The organism is Mycolicibacterium neworleansense, assembly GCF_001245615.1.
Lineage (GTDB): Bacteria > Actinomycetota > Actinomycetes > Mycobacteriales > Mycobacteriaceae > Mycobacterium > Mycobacterium neworleansense.
Genome location: NZ_CWKH01000002.1, coordinates 1,033,913 through 1,049,645 on the forward strand (window position 1 = coordinate 1,033,913; position 15,733 = coordinate 1,049,645).

Genomic DNA, 15,733 nt, shown 5'->3' on the forward strand with positions numbered 1-15,733 from the left:
TAGACCGGTGGTCACATCCGCTTCGGGGATGCCACCGCGGCGTGCAGTCCCAGCCCGGCGAGATAGGCGACGGCTCCGGCGACCACCAGCGCCGGTGAGCGCCCGTCGGCGGGGATCACCGCGGCGGCCGCGGCGATCGCGGCGACGAACGACATCCAGAACAGCGCGTCCTGCACCGTGAACACATGACCACGCAGCGCGTCGTCGACATCGAGCTGCATCGCCGAATCCGCGCACAGTTTCACCAATTGCCCGGCCGCGCCGAGCAGGAAGCCACAGACCAGCATCACCGGGATGTGCAGCCCGATCGCCACGAGCTGGATCAGCACGGCCAGACTCAGGGCACCGTTGGCCGTCGCGTAGCGGCCGAACCGGCCGATCACCGCCGGGGCGGCCACCGTGGCCAGGAACTGCCCGACGCCGCCGGCGGCCACGAACAGCACCGCGGTGCCCAGGCCCAGCCCCGTCACATCCGGGTTGTCGGTATGCCGCACGATCACCAGCACCAGAAGCGAGTTGATCCCGAAGGCCATCCGGTGCGCGGCCAGACCGGCCAGGGTGCCCGCGACCGGCGGGACGGCCCACACCGTGCGGATGCCGTGCACCCAACCGGTGGCCACCGCGTAGGCCACCGAGCCGTGGATGGCGCGCTTGCTCTCGTGCGGTCCCAGCACATGCTCACCGAAACGCACCGACAACCACAACGCCACCGCCACCGGCAGCGCGACGATGAACATCACCACCGAGGCGCCGGCGTCGTCGGCACCGAACAGTTTGCGCGGCACCAGCATGAAGTCCGCGCCGAGGAAGGCGGCCAACGCACCGACAGCGGTCGCCACCGAGTTCATCGTGACCACCCGGTCGGGCGGCACCACATCGGGTAGCGACGCCGAAAGACCTGAAGACACGAATCGGGTCAAGCCGTTCACGATCAGCGCGCAGCACAGGATCGGTATGTCGCCCGCGCCGGAGGCCAGCAGCACACCCACCAGCAGCACCACGAGCAGCCGGCCCAGGTTGGCACCGACGAGGACAAGGCGGCGGTCCCAGCGGTCCAGCAGGGCTCCGGCGAACGGTCCCAGCACGGAGTACGGCAGGAACATCACCGCGAACGCCGCGGCGATCTGCCAGGGTTCGGCCTGGCGCTCCGGGTTGAACAGGATCGCACCGGCCAGTCCGGCCTGGAACAGTCCGTCGCCGAACTGGCTGACCGCGCGCAGCTCCAGCAGCCGGCGGAATTCGGTCATGCCCCGCAACGAGTGCCACAGGGCACGGGGAGCGTGAGCGTGAACCACCCGATCAACAGTACAAAGCTGCGTCGAAATCCGACCGCGCCCGGGCTTGTTCGCCACGTCTGGGCAATTGCGGTGCCATGATGTATGGCGTGGCGCAGTCAGAAGATCCGGAGGATTTCATCGCGCCTGCGGCGCATCGGGTACGGCCGGGCACACTGCTGCTGGCCAATACCGATCTGCTGGAGCCGACGTTCCGGCGCAGCGTCATCTACATCGTCGAGCACAATGCCGGCGGGACCCTCGGTGTGGTGTTGAACCGGCCCAGCGAGACCGCGGTCTACAACGTGCTGCCGCAGTGGTCGAAGCTGACCACGAAACCCAAGACCATGTTCATCGGCGGCCCGGTCAAGCGCGACTCGGCGTTGTGCCTGGCGACGCTGCGGGTCGGTATGCAGGCCGATGGGGTTCCGGGGCTGCGGCACGTGCAGGGCCGCGTGGTGATGGTCGATCTCGACGCCGACCCCGACACGCTGGCCCCGGTGATCGAGGGTGTGCGGATATTCGCCGGGTACTCCGGCTGGACCATCGGGCAATTGGACGGCGAGATCGAACGCGATGACTGGATCGTGCTCTCGGCGTTGCCGTCGGATGTGTTGATCGAACCGCGGATCGACCTGTGGGGCCGTGTGCTGCGACGTCAGCCCTTGCCGATGTCGCTACTGGCCACCCACCCGATCGACGTCAGCCGCAACTAGCGGCTACTGGCCCTCGGTCAGTTACAAGGTCAATTACAAGACAGCGTGCAGCTGGCGCACGAGCCGGCACAGCCCGCGCCGGCGGCCTCCGCGGCGGCCTCTGCTCCTGCCACGGCCTTGGCGCTCTGCCAGCACCCGGCGGCCACCGTGGCGATGGCACCGATGATGCACACCATGACGACCATCAGGCCGGTGTGCGGGGCGGCGGCCAGGGCGGCGGCGCCACCGGCGGCGAGCATCACCGCCGCGGCCAGTTGGGTGGGGGCCACAGCCCTCAACACCGAGCGCACGGGATCACCGGTGCGAGGTCTGGTCAACAACCACAGCCCGAACACGCCGACGATGACGGCGGCGCTCAAACACAGCAGCGCGGCGATCAGCATGCGCCACACAATACGAGGCGCCGATCTGTATTGCGAGGTCGGGTTTGGTCCCGGCGGCTCAGCCCTGCAGGCCCAGGAGCTGGGGCAAACCCGGTGCCGGGGCGGGTGCGGGCGCGGCCGGGGTAGCTGGCACCGGGCCGGGAACGCTGGGGGCCGGCAGGAGAGGTTCGGCTGAGGCGGTCTGACCGGCGAAACCGACAACTGCCGCGACGCCGACGGCCGTGCCTGCTGCCAGCACCCGCCACCGGCTGGCCAACTCGATCATCACTCGTTCCCTCCGCAAACCGTGCCCTCACCAGGCAACCTCTTCACTAGGCGCCGAGACTATCCACGGGTGACCACGCGCCACCAGCAACTCAATCGAGCTGGAATCAACCCCTGACTATGCCGCGACGCAACCGATACCAAGCCGTGCCTTTCGGGGTCGTCAGACGGGTGGTGAGCTGGCCAAACCGTGGCCTTATACCCTGAACGGCGTGATCGAACCCGCCACCACCTCGCAGTCAGGGCAGCCTGGCCCGGACACCGATACCCCCCAGCACCGCTACACCGCGGAGCTTGCGGGCCAGATCGAGCGCACCTGGCAGGAGCGGTGGCACGTGCTGGGGACTTTCAATGTGGCCAATCCGGTGGGCTCGCTGGCACCGCAAGATGGCTCCTCGGTGCCCGCCGACAAGATGTTCGTTCAGGACATGTTCCCGTACCCGTCCGGTGACGGCCTGCACGTCGGGCACCCGCTCGGTTACATCGCCACCGACGTCTACGCCCGGTACTACCGGATGACCGGCCGCAACGTGCTGCACGCGCTGGGCTTCGATGCGTTCGGGCTGCCGGCCGAGCAGTACGCCGTGCAGACCGGGACGCACCCGCGCATCCGTACCGAGGCCAACATCGTCAATTTCCGCCGGCAGCTTGGCCGGCTCGGGCTGGGGCACGACTCGCGGCGCAGCTTCGCCACCACCGACGTCGACTTCTACAAGTGGACGCAGTGGATCTTCCTGCAGATCTACAACGCCTGGTTCGACCCCGAGTCGAAGAAGGCCCGGCCCATCACCGAGCTGGTGGCCGAATTCGAGTCCGGCGCCCGGACTCTCGACGACGGCCGGGCGTGGGCCGGGCTGTCGGCAGCCGAGCGCGCCGACGTGGTGGACGGCTACCGCCTGGTGTACCGCGCCGACTCGATGGTGAACTGGTGCCCGGGCCTGGGCACGGTGCTGGCCAATGAAGAGGTCACCGCCGACGGCCGTAGCGATCGCGGCAACTTCCCGGTGTTTCGGAAGCGCCTGCGGCAGTGGATGATGCGCATCACCGCCTACTCGGACCGGCTGCTCGATGATCTGGACGTGCTGGACTGGCCCGACAAGGTCAAGGCCATGCAGCGCAACTGGATCGGCCGGTCCACCGGCGCCTCGGTTGAATTCGGTACCGCGGCCGGTGATGTCGAGGTCTTCACCACCCGCCCGGACACCCTGTTCGGCGCCACCTATCTGGTGCTGGCACCCGAGCACGATCTGGTCGATGCGCTGGTCGCCGCTGCCTGGCCCGACGGCACCGATTCGCGGTGGACCTTCGGTGCGGCCACACCGGGCGAGGCCGTCGCGGCGTACCGTGCCGGGATCGCGGCCAAGTCGGATCTGGAACGCCAGGAGAACAAGACCAAGACCGGCGTGTTCCTCGGCGCGTACGCCACCAATCCGGTGAACGGACAGCAGGTTCCGGTGTTCATCGCCGATTACGTGCTGGCCGGTTACGGCACCGGCGCCATCATGGCGGTGCCCGGTGGCGACCAGCGTGACTGGGACTTCGCGACGGAGTTCGGGCTGCCCATCATCGAAGTGGTGTCCGGCGGCGACATCAGCGAGGCGGCCTACAACGGTGACGGCACCATGGTGAACTCCGGCTACCTCGACGGGCTGTCGGTGGCCGAGGCCAAGACGAAGGTCATCGAACACCTGGAGGCCGACGGCCGTGGCCGGGCCCGGATCGAGTACAAGCTGCGAGACTGGCTGTTCGCCCGGCAGCGGTACTGGGGTGAACCGTTCCCGATCGTCTACGACGCCGACGGCCGTGCCCATGCGCTGCCGGAATCGGCTCTGCCGGTGGAACTTCCGGATGTGCCGGACTATGCGCCGGTGTCGTTCGACCCGGACGACGCGGACAGTGAACCGTCGCCGCCGCTGGGCAAGGCGACCGAATGGGTGCATGTCGAACTGGATCTCGGTGACGGGCTGCAGACCTACACCCGCGACACCAACGTGATGCCGCAGTGGGCGGGCAGCTCGTGGTACGAGCTGCGCTACACCGACCCGCACAACTCAGAAGAACTGTGCGCCAAGGAGAACGAGGCCTACTGGATGGGCCCGCGGCCGGCCGAGCACGGGCCGAACGATCCGGGCGGCGTCGACCTGTACGTCGGAGGCGTCGAGCATGCGGTGCTGCACCTGCTGTACTCGCGGTTCTGGCACAAGGTGCTGTTCGACCTCGGCTTCGTCAGCTCGAGCGAGCCCTACCGCCGCCTGGTCAACCAGGGCTACATCCAGGCCTTCGCCTACACGGATTCCCGCGGCAGCTACGTGCCCGCGGCCGAAGTCGTTGAGCGCGACGGAAAGTTCTTCTGGACCGGACCTGAAGGTGAGATCCAGGTCAACCAGGAGTTCGGCAAGATCGGCAAGAGCCTGAAGAACTCGGTCTCACCCGACGAGATCTGCGACGAGTACGGTGCGGACACCCTGCGGGTCTACGAGATGTCGATGGGTCCGCTGGAGGCGTCGCGGCCGTGGGCGACCAAGGATGTCGTCGGTGCGCACCGCTTCCTGCAGCGGGTGTGGCGCGTGGTGGTCGACGAAGAGTCCGGAGCCACCGGTGTCAACGAGCATGAGGCGCTGGACACCGACACGCTGAAGATCCTGCACCGCACCATCGCCGGGGTGACCGAAGACTATGCAGCGCTTCGCAACAACACCGCGGCCGCCAAGCTGATCGAGTACACCAACCACCTGACCAAGGAAGGTGTGTCGGCGCGCGCTGCCATCGAGCCGCTGGTGCTCATGGTCGCTCCGCTGGCGCCGCACCTGGCCGAGGAGCTGTGGAAGCGGTTGGGCCACGACACCTCGCTGGCGCACGGGCCGTTCCCGGTGGCCGATCCGCAGTACCTGGTCGACGACACCATCGAGTTCCCGGTCCAGGTCAACGGCAAGGTGCGCGGCAAGATCACCGTGGCCGCCGATGCTGACAAGGCGGCACTCGAGGCGGCGGCATTGGCCGACGAGAAGGTGCAGGCCTTCCTGGACGGCGCCACACCCAAGAAGGTCATCGTGGTGCCGGGCCGGCTGGTGAACCTCGTCGTCTGAGCGATTTGTGCACCTCAGGTGACGCCCACCGGCACTGGCGGTGCACAAATCACCCGGGGCGGACCACGATCTCGTGCACGTGGCCGTCAGGCGGGGTGGTGACGGCCGTCGCCACCAGCCCGGCGACGGTCTCGGGCTTGAGGAACTTCTCCGGGTCGTACTCGCCGACACCATCGGTTACCGCACTTTCGTAGGCCACGAGGCTACGTTGCATCTCGGAGTCGGTGCGGCCGGGGAAGATCGAGGTGACGCGCAGCGACGGCTCGTCGGCCCGCAGTGAGTCGGCGAAGGCCCGCAGGGCGAACTTGCTTGCCGAATAGGACGCCATTCCCGGTGAAACCTTCTGTCCAGCACCGGAATTGATGAACACGACGTGGCCCTTGGCGGCGCGCAGGGCCGGCAGCAGGGCCAGGGTGAGTGCCACCGCGCCGGTGACGTTCACCTCGAAGGACGCCCGCCACTGTTCGGCGATGGACTCGGAGACCCGGCCCGGGTAGAGCACGCCGGCGTTGTGCACCAGCACGTCGAGCTCGGTGAGCACCTCGGTGGCCGACTCGATCGAATCGGGATCGGTCAGGTCCAGCGGCCAGGTCGGCGCGCCGAGGCGTTCGGCCAGCGCGTCGAGGCGGGCCGACGGACGCCCGGCCAGAAACAGCGTGTGGGTGGGAGCAAGGGCGGCGGCGATGGCCGAACCGATGCCGCCAGCGGCTCCGGTGATCAATGCAGACGGCACGACTGCAACGTTACTGTGACGCCGAAAGGCGCGGGGCCGACCTGCGGACCGGGACGCGGCGTCGCATCATGGTAGGGATGCCACCGGATCCCAGCTTCGCTCCCACCCAGCTCGCCGCACGGGCCGCATACCTGCTGCGCGGCAACGACCTGGGTGTGATGACCACTGCCGCGCCGTTGCTGTATCCGCACATGTGGAGCTGGGACGCGGCGTTCGTCTCGATCGGCCTGGCCCCGCTGAGCGTCGAGCGGGCCGTGGTGGAGCTCGACACCCTGCTCTCGGCGCAGTGGCGCAACGGGATGATCCCGCACATCGTGTTCGCCAACGGCGTCGACGGCTACTTTCCCGGCCCGGCCCGCTGGGCCACCTCGGCCCTGGCGGCCAACGCGCCCCGGATCCGGCACACCTCGGGCATCACGCAACCGCCGGTGCACGCGATCGCGGTACAGCGCATCCTCGACCATGCCCGCAGCCGCGGCCGGTCCACCCGGGCGGTGGCGGCGAGCTTCCTGGACCGGCGGTGGGCGGATCTGGTGCGCTGGCACCGCTGGCTGGCCGAGTCACGCGATCAGGACGGCCGTGGGCGCATCACGCTGTATCACGGGTGGGAGTCCGGCATGGACAACTCACCGCGCTGGGACAGCGCATACGCGAACGTGATTCCGGGCAATGTGCCGGAGTATCAGCGTGAGGACAACGCGATCATCACCGATGCCACGCAGCGGCCCAGCGACCTCGAGTATGACCGGTATCTGTGGCTGCTCGAGGAGATGAAATCCGTTCGCTACGACGATGATCTGCTGCCGAAGGTGATGAGCTTCGCGGTCGAGGACGTGTTCGTCTCGGCGATCTTCTCGGTGGCCTGCCAGGTGCTCGCCGAGATCGGGGAAGATTACAAGCGTCCGAATGCCGATGTCCGCGATCTGTATACCTGGGCGGAGCGGTTCCGGGTCGGGGTTGTCGAGACCGCCGACGAACGTAGCGGTGCGGCAAGGGATTACGACGTCCGGGCGAAGAAGTGGGTGGCCACCGAGACTGTGGCGCAGTTCGCCCCGCTGCTATGTGGTGGGCTGCCCCACGATCGTGAGCGGGCCCTGCTGCGGCTGCTGGAAGGCCCGCGCTTCTGCGGCCATCCGGACCTGCGGTATGCGCTCATCCCGTCGACCTCGCCGGTGTCGCGGGACTTTCGGGCCCGTGAGTACTGGCGTGGCCCGGTGTGGCCGGTGATGACGTGGTTGTTCTCGTGGTGCTTCGCCCGGCGGGGCTGGGCCGAGCGCGCCTCGACGCTGCGCCGGGAGGGCTTGCGTCAGGCCAGCGACGGCACTTTCGCCGAGTACTACGAGCCGTTCACCGGGGAGCCGCTGGGCAGCATGCAGCAGTCGTGGACGGCTGCGGCGGTGTTGGACTGGTTGGGATAGCCCGGCTACTCGGACTTGGCGGCGGCCGGGGCCTGTTCGTTCTGGCTGGCCAGACGCTCCAGCGGGGCCAGTGCGGTCGCCAGCGTCGCGAGGTCCTCTGAGCTCAGGTTGGCCAACCGGGCGGCCAGGTCGGCGCGGCGGGCGGCCAGCGATTCGCGGTGTTGCACCAGGCCGCGCGGGGTGACCTCGACGAGTACGGCACGCAGGTCGGAGGGGTCGCGGGAGCGCTTGACCAGGCCCAGCTTCTCCAGCCGGCGGATCGCCACGGTGGTGGTGGGAGTGCGCACCCGCTCGCGGGCGGCCAGTTCGGTCATCCGGATCGGCCCCTGGTCGAGCAGGGTGAGCAGGATCGAGAGCTGTGCCAGCGTGAGCTCCCCGGCGGTGCCCTTGTTGGTGTCGCCACGGCGCAGCACCGAGAACACCTTGGAGAGAACGCGTTGCAGCTCTCCGGCCAGCTCTGTGACCTGTGAATCGGGCTCCACCATAATTCGCTAGTCTAACCTGTCTGAAGCTGCCAGGTCGGCAGCTTGTTGGGTTTGGCGCAGCGGGTTTCCCCTTTTCACGGCACTGCCTTCACGGCACCGCCCTCACAGCACCTGCGACAGGAAGCGCCGCAGCCGATCCGTCTGGGCCGCGTCGAAGATCTGGTCGGGGGTACCCGACTCGACCACCGCGCCGTGATCCATGAACACCACGGAGTCGGCCGTCGACCGCGCGAAACCCATCTCGTGGGTGACCGCCAGGATGGTCATTCCCTCGGCGGCCAGTTCGGCCATCAGCTCGAGGATTCCCTTTACGAGCTCGGGGTCCAGCGCCGAGGTGGCCTCATCGAAGAACATCACCTGCGGGGTCATGGCGAGTGCCCGCGCGATCGCGACGCGTTGCTGCTGGCCGCCCGACAGCGTGCTCGGCCGCACATCGGCCTTGTGCCGCAGGCCAACCCGGTCCAGTTGCTCGAGCCCGACGGTGCGGGCGTGGTCGGGGCTGAGCCGTTTGAGCTTGCGCGGGCCCAGGGTGACGTTGTCGAGAACGGTCTTGTGCGGGAACAGGTTGAACTGCTGGAACACCATGCCGATGCGCTGGCGCAGCTGGTCGGGGTTGTCGGTCAGCACCGAGCGGCCGTCGAGCAGGATGTCGCCGCGGTCGGGTTCGTACAGGCGGTTCAGGGTGCGCAGCAGCGTTGACTTGCCGGATCCCGACGGTCCGATGATGGCCGTCGTGGTGCCGGCGGGCACGTCCAGGTCCACCCCGCGCAGCACCGCGTTCGGGCCGAATGACAGGTGGATGTCCTTGGCGGCCAGCGCGACTGGCTGTGGTGCCGGCATCAGATCATCTCCTGGGTGGTCGCGGCGGGCGGCAGTTCCTCTTCGACGGGTGCGCGTCCGCGGCGCAGCCGGTTGTCGACGTAGTTCACCAGATGGGTCAGCGGGATGGTCAGCAGCAGGTAGAACAGTCCGGCTGCCACCAGCGGTGACAGATTTCCGGTCTGCGCGTTGAGGTCTCGGCCCACCTGGAACAGTTCTCGCTGGCTGGCCACCAGGCCGAGGAAGTACACCAGCGACGAGGCCTTGAGCAGTGAGATGAACTGGTTCATCAGCGCAGGCAGCACGCGGCGGATACCCTGCGGCACGACGACCAGTCGCATCGACGAGGCGTAGCTGAAGCCCAGTGCGCGTGAGGCTTCCAGCTGCCCGGGCTCGACGCTCTGGATGCCGGAGCGGAAGATCTCGCCGACGTAGGCCGCGGCCATGAGACCGAGCGCCGCGATGCCCAGCGGGTAGGGGCTGTTGCCGGTGAGCGATCCGACCACGGGCCCGATGCCCAGCCCGATGAGCAGGATGATCACCACCTCGGGCAGGCCGCGGAAGATGTCGGTGTACACCCGGGCCGGCCAGCGCAGCCACCGCGACCGCGAGATGCCCGCCACCGCCAGGATCATCCCGAGCACCAGCCCGATGATGCTGGCGCACACGGTCAGGATGAGCGTGTTCGGCAGGCCAGTGCGCAGCAGGTCGGGGATGGCCTGCTTGTAGAGATCCCAGTCCAGGAATGAGTCAGCCAGTTGCGCGAGTGTGGATTTGGGCGCCACCGGGGCGCCGGCGGCGGGTTTGTCCTTGGCGGCGGCGATGGCGGCGAAGTCTGGCAGCTGGGGTGCGGGAGCGGCCTTGGAGCCGGGCTTCCAGCCGGGTGGCAGGGCGCGGGGCACCCAGTCCGAATACAGCTTGGCCCAGGTGCCGTCGGCGATGACGGCGTCCAGTCCGGAGTTGAGCGCGTCGATCAGCGGCTGGTTCTCCTTGGCCACCGCCCACGCCACGAAATTGTCGAGACTAAAGGTGTTTTCGATGATCTGCGCCGGGTCACCGGGTTGAACCGTGCCCGAGGCCTGCTGCGACGGCGCCACCCAGGCGTCGATCTGCCGGGTCTTGAGGCTGGCGTAGACGGTGTTGTAGTCGGGGAACTTCACCGGCTGCAGGTGCAGCGTGTCGATGACGTAGGCCTCCTGCACGGTGCCCTGCACCACCCCGATGCGCTGGCCGGGGGCGAGCTGACCGAATCCGGTGATCGGAGAGCCGGTCGGCACCACGAGCGAGAAGTATCCGAAGTCGTAGCCGTTGGTGAAGCCGACGGTGCGGCGCCGGGCGTCGGTGGTGGTGATCGACGAGGAGGCGACGTCGAAGCGGCGGGAGGCGGTCTGGGCCAGCAGGCCGGAGAAGTCGGTGCCGACGAAGTTGATCCGCAGTCCGAGCTTGTCGGCGATCGCCCGCAGCAACTCGTTGTCGAAACCGGCGAACTGTCCGGCCGAGTTGATGCAGATGCTGGGCGGGGCGTCCGACAGCGTGCCGACGGTGAGCACGCCGCGGGTGCCCAGGCCGAGATTGTCGGCCCGGACCTGGTCCAGGGGAGCGACCGTGGCGGTGGTGTATTTGTCGGCGCCGGGCCCGGTGGCCGCGGCGGCCAGGTTGGTGGGCAGGGCGCTCGCGCTGTCCACACCGGGGGGTGCGCATTGGTCGACGTCCGCGCCGGCCGGTGCGGCGCACACCAGCCCGAGCAATATCAGGACTGTGGTCAGCAGTGCGGCCGGTCGTCTGGCGTCCATCTGATGCAACCTAGTGGGCGGACGCCCGGCGATGAGGGATTCCGCTCAAGGGGACCGCAAGTCGCCGAACACCCCGCGCCGGGTGAGCTCAGCAATCATGATCTGGGCCATCTTGTCGGCCCGCTCGGTGCAGGCCCGGCGGGCGCCTTCGGGATCTCGCGCGTGGATGGCGGCGGTCTCCGCCTCGTAGCCGGCCAGGAAATCGGCTTTGGCCTTCGGATAGCTGATCCAGAACTCCGAGGGGGCGAAGCTCTTGCCGGCGCGGATGGTGGCATGCAGCCGTGGCCCCGCGTACTCGTCGTTGATCGCGTCGCGGAACACCCAGCAGGCTTCCTGAAAGGACCTGGTGTCCTTTGCTGAACGCATCACGCGCAACGTGTCATCCAGATGAGCCAGGATGCGCGGGGTGGGGTTGGTGGCGCAGCGGGCCGAGGCGATGCCGTTGAGAATGCCGTACAACTCGTGGTGCTCGGCAACGGTTGCCTCGTCGAACCGGGAGACGAAGGCGCCACGGTGGTACCGCGTTGAGAGGATGCCGTCGTGCTCGAGCTGAACCACTGCCTCCTGGATCGGGACGCGGCTCAGCCCGAGGTCACGGACGATCTCGTTGCGGTCGATGCGGTCACCGGAGCGCAGCTTGCCCGTCATCACCAGATTGATGATGTGCGTGACAACCTGGTCCTTTTCCTTGACCCCGTAGTTCTTCGGCACCCTTGTATATCTCCCCCTATGGCGAATATGTTGCGCCAGTTTCTCACGTGCTGGCCAGATCGGAGACCCGAGTCGATTCAGCGCAGTCGCTAAACTTTGCGAGCCCGGCCGTCGCGCCAGCGGCAGAGGGCCTCCGCGGCGGTCAGGTCGTAGTCCGGTCCGTTGACGCCGACGGTGAGGATGCTGACACCCAGATCGGCCAGGGCGTCGGCCTCGGCCAGCATGGCGTCGATGCCACCGGACTCCTGCACGCCGGCCGAGCGCTGCACGGTGGACGGGTCGCGGCCGGTGTTGGCGCAGTGCTCGGCCAGTACCGCGGCCTTGCCGGGGTAGGTGTCGCGGTCGACGAAGGCGTGCCAGATGTGAGCGTGTTCGGCCACCAGGCGCAGGGTCTTGCGCTCGCCCTGGCCGCCGATGAGGATCGGAATCTCGCGGGTCGGTGCCGGGTTGAGCTTGGCCAGCCGGGCCTCGATGCGCGGCAGCGCTTCGGCCAGATCGTCCAGCCGGCTGCCCGCGGTACCGAACTCATAGCCGTACTCGTCGTAATCCTTTTGTTTCCAACCGCTTCCGATGCCCAGGATGAGCCGGCCGTCGGAGATGTGGTCGACGGTGCGGGCCATGTCGGCCAGCAGTTCCGGGTTGCGGTACGAGTTGCAGCTCACCAGGGCGCCGATCTCGATGCGCGAGGTCTGCTCGGCCCACGCGCCGAGCATCGTCCAGCATTCGTAGTGCGCGCCTTCGGGATCGCCGTACAGGGGGAAGAAGTGGTCCCAGTTGAAGGCGATGTCGACGCCGATGTCCTCACAGCGGCGCACCGCGTCGCGGATGTGGCTGTAGGTGGGGGAGTGCTGTGGCTGCAGTTGCACACCGATGCGTATGGGATGGCTCACTTTTCCGAGACTACTCAGACGGTGCCGATCTGGCCGCCGGGCTTCCACACCGCGACCACCGCGGGCCGTGCCGGGGTGTCGGCACCACCCGGCCAGTGCGACAGCGGCTTGGCCAGGCTGTGGTCATCGCCCTCGCCCGGGTGCTGCACACACACCGTGACCAGATCGTCGGTCACCACCGGGCCGCATGTCTCGGCGCCGACCGGCACGCTGAGGAACTGTTTGGTCTCACCCCGGTTGGGGCCGTCGAGCGCCACCGCGAACAGTCCGTCGTTGGCATCGAGCGCGTTGCCGTCGGTCGAGATCCACAGGTTGCCGTGGCTGTCGAAGGCCAGGTTGTCCGGGCAGGAGATGGGACTGACCTGGTTTTTGTCGAACCCGGCGTAGTAGGTGTCGGCTGCCTTGGGGTCGCCGCACACCAACAGCAGATCCCAGGTGAAGTCGGTGCCGGTGTGGTTGTCGGTGATCTCCAGGATCTGGCCGTTCTTGTTCTCGTTGCGCGGGTTGGCCGCGTCGGCCGGAGCCTTGCCGTCGGTGCCGCGCTTGTCGTTGTTGGTCAGCGCCACGTAGACCTTGCCGGTGCGTGGGTTGGCCTCGAAATCCTCGGGCCGGTCCATCTTGGTGGCGCCGGCCTTGTCGGCGGCGATGCGGGTGAATACCGCGGCCTCCTGGGCGGTCACGCCCTCGACGAGAGATTCGGCCTGCCCGTTCGGTCCGGACTTCAGCAGCGGGATCCACGTGCCGGACCCGGCGAACGAGCCTTTCGCCGGGAGCTTGCCGGTGCCGTCGATCTCGGCGGCGGGAATGTCGCTGGTGAGCTTGGCGACGTACAACGTGCCCTCGTCGAGGAGGGTCATGTTGTGGGCCATTGCGGCGGGGTCGCCGGTCTTCCAGCCGGGCGCGATCTTCTTGGCGGAGACGAATTTGTACATGTAGTCGAAGCGTTCGTCGTCTCCGGTGTAGACCACCACGCTGCCGTCGCCGGTCACGTAGACGTTGGCGCCCTCGTGCTTGAACCGGCCCAGTGCGGAGTGTTTGACCGGCGTCGAGGCCGGATCCCACGGGTTGAGTTCGACGACGTAGCCGAAGCGGTTGACCTCGTTGGGGGTCTTGGTGAGGTCGAAGCGCGGATCGAAGTCTTCCCACTTGAGCTCGGACCGCTCGTGCTCGACGCCGTAGCGGGCGTAGCGGTCGGCGTCCGCCGGCTTCGGTGCCGGAGCTCCTTCGCCGGCCCCGAAGTAGCCGTGGAAGTTCTCCTCACCGGAAAGCACTGTGCCCCAGGGAGTTACGCCGCCGGCACAGTTGGCGAAGGTGCCGGACACGGCGCGCCCGGTCGGGTCGGCTGCGGTCTTGACGAAGTCGGTGCCCGCCGCGGGGCCGGTGAGCGTGAACGCAGTGTCGGCCATGATGCGGCGGTTGTAGCGGCCCATCACCGGTTTCAGCGCGCCGTCGCTGCCCCGTTCCACCTCCACCACGCCCATCCCGACCGCGGCGATCTCGATGTCGAACTGCTCGCGGGTGGGCGCCTCGGCGTTGTAGGCGGGGAACATGAACTCCGGCGTGACGTATTCGAAGTTGGTCACCAGCAGGAACCGGTTGGCCTGTCCTTCGATCGGCAGGAGCGCGGCGAAGTCGTTGTTGAACCCGAACTGCTTGCGCTGTGCAGCGGCGGTCTGCCGGTTGATGTCGAACATCGGGGCGTCGGGCAGTACCGGGTCGCCCCACGCGATCACGACCCGCTGCTGGTAGCCGTCGGGGATCACGACGGCGTCTTCGGTGTTCGGTGCGACGGCGGTGAACTTCAGGCCGGGCGGCGTTTCGACGGGTAGCGCGGCCGGTGACGGCGTCTGGGCGGGCTTCGTGTCGGTACCGCAGGCAGCCAGCGCGGATCCGGCGCCGACGGCCAGCACGGTGACACCGGCGGCCTGCAGGACCGACCGGCGTGACATCTGTTTGACGATGTCGCCGAAGTACTGGTTGTCGCTGGTGTTCGGGGCGGGCTTGGAACATGCGTCGCCACAGCGGTAGCGGCAGGTCACGTGCTGGCGCGACGACGTTCCGCGATGGGTGACAAAGAGATTCAGCGGTACAAGCGGCATTCCGCGCAGATCCTTCCACCAGACACCGGCCGCGGGAGCAGCGGCCGGACTGGCGGAAACCTACGGGAGCTGAGCTAGCAGCGGGTTAACAGCAGGCAACCTGCTAGCTACTACCGACAATGCCGCGCAGGATCTCCACGAGCTTGGCTGGTTGATCGCCCTGCACGGAGTGCCCGGAGTCGGCGACCACATGGGTGCGCTGAAAGCCGGGTGCGGTCTTGGAGAACGTCTCGGCGTCCTCGTCGTTGACGAAGAACGAGTTGGCGCCGCGGATCAGGGTGGTGGGCATGGTGATCGACGGAACGTCGTCCCACAGCCCCTCAAACCCGTCGCCCTTGCGGAACGAGTCGTACCGCCAGGTCCAGGTGCCGTCGTCGAGCTGCTTGGAGTTGTGGAAGACGCCGCGCCGCAACGAATTCCGGTCCCGGTGTGGGGCGGCGGCGATGGTCACGTCGAGCATGGCCTGAAACGTCGGGAAGGTGCGGTGCTCCTGAACCAGTGCGACGGTGCCCATCTGGGCCTTGGTCATCTCGTTGTGGCGTTCGGGGGCCGACGGGGTGACGTCGACCAGCGCGAGTTCGGGCACCAGCCGGGGTTCGGTCGCCGCGATCCGCAGCGCCGTCAACCCGCCCAGCGACATTCCGACTACCAGGCGCGGTGTGGGGGCGTACATCTCGAGCACCGGAATCAGGCTTGCCGCATTGAGTTTCGGCCCGTAGTCACCGTCCTCGCGCCACGCGGACCGGCCGTGGCCGGGCAGATCGACGGCCAGGGCCGGCTCGCCGAGGCCGAGGATCACGGTGTCCCAGGTGTGGGCGTTCTGGCCGCCGCCGTGCAGGAACACGATCCGCGGGGTGTCGGTGCCGAACTTCAGCGCGCTGATCGGGCCCTGCTCGATGCGCTCGACCGGTGGTATCGCGGTTGCGCCGATCTGTTCGGCGTTCTCGTGCAGGAGGCCGAACTCGTCGAGGCCGGTCAATGCGTCGTCGCTCACCACGCCGCCGACCTTACTTCCAAAACGACTCTGCGCCCAGGGCGTAGATGTGCGAGAAGCACACGCCC

At 67.9% G+C, this 15,733-nt stretch carries 14 protein-coding genes; 3 read left to right on the forward strand and 11 right to left on the reverse strand.

The genetic code is table 11. The features are described 5' to 3' along the window. Positions 1-11: 11 nt before the first annotated feature. Positions 12-1,295, reverse strand: a complete 1,284-nt coding sequence (locus BN2156_RS20550) for an MFS transporter (protein ID WP_162490900.1) — start codon at positions 1,293-1,295, stop codon at positions 12-14. A gap of 89 nt (positions 1,296-1,384) precedes the next feature. Between BN2156_RS20550 and BN2156_RS20555 the strand changes: the two genes are divergently transcribed. Then, a complete protein-coding gene (locus tag BN2156_RS20555; protein WP_090517522.1) occupies positions 1,385-1,990 on the forward strand; it encodes a YqgE/AlgH family protein in 606 nt (201 codons plus the stop codon). 29 nt (positions 1,991-2,019) lie between these two features. Here BN2156_RS20555 and BN2156_RS20560 read toward each other — a convergent pair whose 3' ends face one another. Next, entirely contained in the window at positions 2,020-2,373 is a 354-nt protein-coding gene (locus tag BN2156_RS20560; RefSeq protein ID WP_090516788.1) for a hypothetical protein, read from the reverse strand. A gap of 58 nt (positions 2,374-2,431) precedes the next feature. Further along, positions 2,432-2,638, reverse strand: coding sequence for a hypothetical protein (locus BN2156_RS20565; protein ID WP_110811034.1), 207 nt, complete (start codon positions 2,636-2,638; stop codon positions 2,432-2,434). Between the two features lie 211 nt (positions 2,639-2,849). On the opposite strand from BN2156_RS20565, the gene leuS reads away from it, so the two are divergent. Continuing rightward, on the forward strand, positions 2,850-5,723 hold the full coding sequence (gene leuS, locus BN2156_RS20570; RefSeq protein WP_090516789.1) for a leucine--tRNA ligase: 2,874 nt from the start codon (positions 2,850-2,852) through the stop codon (positions 5,721-5,723). Between the two features lie 49 nt (positions 5,724-5,772). Here the strand turns inward: leuS and BN2156_RS20575 are convergent, their stop codons facing one another. Further along, positions 5,773-6,456, reverse strand: a complete 684-nt coding sequence (locus BN2156_RS20575) for an SDR family oxidoreductase (RefSeq protein ID WP_090516790.1) — start codon at positions 6,454-6,456, stop codon at positions 5,773-5,775. A 77-nt stretch (positions 6,457-6,533) separates the two neighbouring features. Between BN2156_RS20575 and ggh the strand changes: the two genes are divergently transcribed. Beyond that, positions 6,534-7,874 carry a glucosylglycerate hydrolase gene (gene ggh, locus BN2156_RS20580; protein WP_090516791.1) on the forward strand — a complete coding sequence of 447 codons (1,341 nt, stop codon included), beginning with the start codon at positions 6,534-6,536 and terminating at the stop codon, positions 7,872-7,874. A 5-nt stretch (positions 7,875-7,879) separates the two neighbouring features. Here ggh and BN2156_RS20585 read toward each other — a convergent pair whose 3' ends face one another. From BN2156_RS20585 to BN2156_RS20615, 7 genes are all read right to left on the reverse strand, one after another. Next, positions 7,880-8,359: a MarR family winged helix-turn-helix transcriptional regulator gene (locus BN2156_RS20585; protein ID WP_090516792.1), complete on the reverse strand. Its 480-nt coding sequence runs from the start codon at positions 8,357-8,359 to the stop codon at positions 7,880-7,882. Between the two features lie 102 nt (positions 8,360-8,461). Continuing rightward, positions 8,462-9,199, reverse strand: a complete 738-nt coding sequence (locus tag BN2156_RS20590) for an amino acid ABC transporter ATP-binding protein (RefSeq protein WP_090516793.1) — start codon at positions 9,197-9,199, stop codon at positions 8,462-8,464. Continuing rightward, positions 9,199-10,971, reverse strand: a complete 1,773-nt coding sequence (locus BN2156_RS20595; protein WP_090516794.1) for an ABC transporter substrate-binding protein/permease — start codon at positions 10,969-10,971, stop codon at positions 9,199-9,201. Before BN2156_RS20595 ends, BN2156_RS20590 begins: the two co-directional genes overlap by 1 nt. Before the next feature lie 45 nt (positions 10,972-11,016). Further along, a complete protein-coding gene (locus BN2156_RS20600; protein WP_090516795.1) occupies positions 11,017-11,682 on the reverse strand; it encodes a GntR family transcriptional regulator in 666 nt (221 codons plus the stop codon). Between the two features lie 89 nt (positions 11,683-11,771). Beyond that, positions 11,772-12,572: an LLM class F420-dependent oxidoreductase gene (locus BN2156_RS20605; RefSeq protein WP_210436678.1), complete on the reverse strand. Its 801-nt coding sequence runs from the start codon at positions 12,570-12,572 to the stop codon at positions 11,772-11,774. Between the two features lie 14 nt (positions 12,573-12,586). Continuing rightward, on the reverse strand, positions 12,587-14,671 hold the full coding sequence (locus tag BN2156_RS20610; protein WP_090516796.1) for a PhoX family protein: 2,085 nt from the start codon (positions 14,669-14,671) through the stop codon (positions 12,587-12,589). A 103-nt stretch (positions 14,672-14,774) separates the two neighbouring features. Next, positions 14,775-15,668: an Rv0045c family esterase gene (locus tag BN2156_RS20615; protein WP_090516797.1), complete on the reverse strand. Its 894-nt coding sequence runs from the start codon at positions 15,666-15,668 to the stop codon at positions 14,775-14,777. Positions 15,669-15,733 lie beyond the last annotated feature (65 nt).

What these genes read in the sequence shown, in the direction of transcription:
- BN2156_RS20560 (WP_090516788.1), bottom strand. Translation starts at nt 2,373, where the DNA reads ATGCTGATCGCCGCGCTGCTGTGTTTGAGCGCCGCCGTCATCGTCGGC.
- BN2156_RS20565 (WP_110811034.1), bottom strand. Translation starts at nt 2,638, where the DNA reads ATGATCGAGTTGGCCAGCCGGTGGCGGGTGCTGGCAGCAGGCACGGCC.
- ggh (WP_090516791.1), top strand. Translation starts at nt 6,534, where the DNA reads ATGCCACCGGATCCCAGCTTCGCTCCCACCCAGCTCGCCGCACGGGCC.
- BN2156_RS20585 (WP_090516792.1), bottom strand. Translation starts at nt 8,359, where the DNA reads ATGGTGGAGCCCGATTCACAGGTCACAGAGCTGGCCGGAGAGCTGCAA.
- BN2156_RS20590 (WP_090516793.1), bottom strand. Translation starts at nt 9,199, where the DNA reads ATGCCGGCACCACAGCCAGTCGCGCTGGCCGCCAAGGACATCCACCTG.
- BN2156_RS20595 (WP_090516794.1), bottom strand. Translation starts at nt 10,971, where the DNA reads ATGGACGCCAGACGACCGGCCGCACTGCTGACCACAGTCCTGATATTG.
- BN2156_RS20610 (WP_090516796.1), bottom strand. Translation starts at nt 14,671, where the DNA reads ATGCCGCTTGTACCGCTGAATCTCTTTGTCACCCATCGCGGAACGTCG.